This window comes from Streptomyces sp. NPDC004667 (assembly GCF_040609475.1).
Taxonomy (GTDB): Bacteria; Actinomycetota; Actinomycetes; order Streptomycetales; family Streptomycetaceae; genus Streptomyces.
Genome location: NZ_JBEXKC010000235.1, coordinates 1 through 2,311, shown reverse-complemented (window position 1 = coordinate 2,311; position 2,311 = coordinate 1). Strand labels below are relative to the sequence as shown.

The window sequence follows — 2,311 nt, the reverse complement described above, 5'->3', positions numbered from 1 at the left end:
GGGGACCCGCTACACCACCGGCGGGAAGGTGATCTGGGCCGAGTGCGCCCTGGACGCCGCGTGACCGGCCCCGCCGGAACTGGCGGCCCGGTTCACCCGTGAGGCGCTCGCCGAGGGCGGCGAAGTCCCCTACGAGGAGCTGATGTTCGGGGTCCCGGCGCGGGTGGTCGCGGTGCTCGCCGGGCTGACCGGGGGCGCCGACCGCGAGGCGGCCCGCGCGATCGCCGACTTCGTCCGCTGCATCCCCGCCACCGCTGGCCCCGAGGACCGGGAGGCGGCCGCGGTGGCCGCCGTCCGGCTGCGCGAACTCCTCGGCCCGGTACTGGACTCGGCCGCCGCTTCCGGCCCGGAGGCGGCGCCGGGCAGCGCGCCGGGGGCGGGGTCCGGTGCCGGGATCCGGGAGGGGTACGGCGCCGGCCGGGCGCACGGACTCCTCGCCGGGCTGGTGCGGGCCGCCGACCGGGAAGGCCTGGTCGACCTCGGCCCGCTGCTCTCCAACGCGATCGGCTTCCTCTCCCAGACCTACGACGCCACGGCCGGGCTCATCGGCAACACCCTGGTCGCCCTCGCCCGGGGCGCGGAAGCCCCCGACACGGGCGCGCTCGTGCGCGAGGTCGTCCGCCACGACGCCCCGATCCAGAACACCCGCCGCTTCGCCGCCGGGGCCTTCACCCACGCGGGCTCCACCGTGGAGCCCGGGCAGCAGCTGCTCGTGGTGCTCGCCGCCGCCAACCGGGACCCCGCCGTCAACCCGGACCCCCACGCCCTGTCCCCCGGACGGGTGAATCCCGTGATCTTCACCTTCGGCGCGGCGGCCCACCGCTGCCCGGGGGAGTCGCTCGCCGCGGCGCTCGCCACCGCCGTCGTCACCGAACTGCGCACGGCAGGCTGGAGCACCACAGCGACCCCCGCCTACCGCCCTCTGGCGAACGCCCGGATCCCGCTCCTCTAGCGCGCAGGCACTCCCAGGACGTCGCCCCCGCAACCGCGATCAGGCCGGGGGTCTCCCACCCCTATGCCTTCAGACAGGACAAAACGCACCATGTCGGACAGCACTCACCTCTGGATGCGCCACGAGGCCCGCCCCACCGAGCGCCGCGCCCCCCTCACCCCGCACGACGCCGGCCGCCTGGTGGAGGCCGGGGTCCGGATCACCGTCGAGGAGTCGGACCAGCGCGCCTTCCCCCTCGCCGACTACGCCGCCGCCGGCTGCGCCACCGCCCCCACCGCCTCCTGGGACGCCGAGGCCCCCGCCGACGCCTACGTCCTCGGCCTCAAGGAACTCCCCGCAGGCCCCACCGCCCCCGCCCTGCGCCACCGCCACATCTACTTCGCCCACGCCTACAAGGGCCAGTCCGGCGCCGCCGAACTGCTCTCCCGCTTCACCGCCGGCGGCGGCGCCCTGCTCGACATGGAATACCTCACCGACGAAGCCGGCCGCCGCGTCGCCGCCTTCGGCTACTGGGCCGGCTACATCGGCGCCGCCCTCGCCGTCCTGCACCACCGCGGCACCCTCACCACCCCGCTGCGCCCCACCGACCGGCCCGCCCTCGACGCCCTCCTCGCCTCCGGCGCCGCCGCCGGCGACCCCACCACCGCACTCGTCGTCGGAGCCCTCGGCCGCAGCGGCCGAGGCGCCTGCGACGCCCTCGTGCGGGCCGGACTGGAACCCACCCGCTGGGACCTCGCCGAGACCCGCTCCCTGGACCGGACCGCGCTGCTCGGCCACGACCTGATGGTCAACACCGTCCTGACCACCACCCCCGTACCGCCGTTCCTGACCAAGGCCGACCTCGACGACCCCGCCCGCCGCCTCTCCCTCCTCTCCGACGTCACCTGCGACGTCACCTCCGACTGCAACGTCCTGCCGGTCTACGACGAGACCACCACCTGGACCGAGCCCGTCCGCGCCCTGCGCGCCGAGGCCCCCCGCCTCGACCTCATCGCCATCGACAACCTCCCCTCCCTCCTCCCCGTCGAGGCCAGCACCGCCTTCTCCGCCGAACTCGCCCCGCACCTGATGCGCCTGGCCGAGTGGGACGGCGTCTGGGCCCGCGCCCTGCACACGTACCGGACCGCAGTCGAAGCCCAGGAGGCCCCCCTTGTCCGCTGACCCGCCCTCACCCGCCGCGGCGCCGGCGTCCGGCACCGTCCACTGGATAGGCACCGGCCTGTCCACCGGCCGTTCCGGCCTGTCCCTCGTCTGCGAGCGCGCCCGCCGCGTGGTCCTGTGCCGACGTCGATGGCCGGGGCCACCTTGTGGGCGCACAGGTTCAGCGGGAAGTTGAACGGCGCGATGCCGAGGACCTGG

The 2,311-nt window shown here is 75.9% G+C and carries 2 protein-coding genes and 2 pseudogenes; 3 read left to right on the top strand and 1 reads right to left on the bottom strand.

What is annotated here, in order from left to right; all coding sequences use genetic code 11:
- Positions 1 to 142: 142 nt before the first annotated feature.
- From ABZW32_RS39630 to ABZW32_RS39620, 3 genes and pseudogenes are all read left to right on the top strand, one after another.
- The gene (locus ABZW32_RS39630) at positions 143 to 952 is read left to right on the top strand and encodes a hypothetical protein (protein ID WP_356225749.1); all 810 of its coding nucleotides are present in this window, start codon (positions 143 to 145) and stop codon (positions 950 to 952) included.
- 90 nt (positions 953 to 1,042) lie between these two features.
- Positions 1,043 to 2,113, top strand: coding sequence for a saccharopine dehydrogenase (locus ABZW32_RS39625; protein WP_356225747.1), 1,071 nt, complete (start codon positions 1,043 to 1,045; stop codon positions 2,111 to 2,113).
- Positions 2,103 to 2,231, top strand: a pseudogene (locus tag ABZW32_RS39620) (saccharopine dehydrogenase); the annotation flags it as partial. The gene ABZW32_RS39625 and the pseudogene ABZW32_RS39620, both read left to right, overlap by 11 nt.
- Position 2,232: 1 nt before the next feature.
- On the opposite strand, the pseudogene ABZW32_RS39615 reads toward ABZW32_RS39620, so the two are convergent.
- Positions 2,233 to 2,311: pseudogene (locus ABZW32_RS39615) on the bottom strand (aldehyde dehydrogenase family protein); the annotation flags it as partial.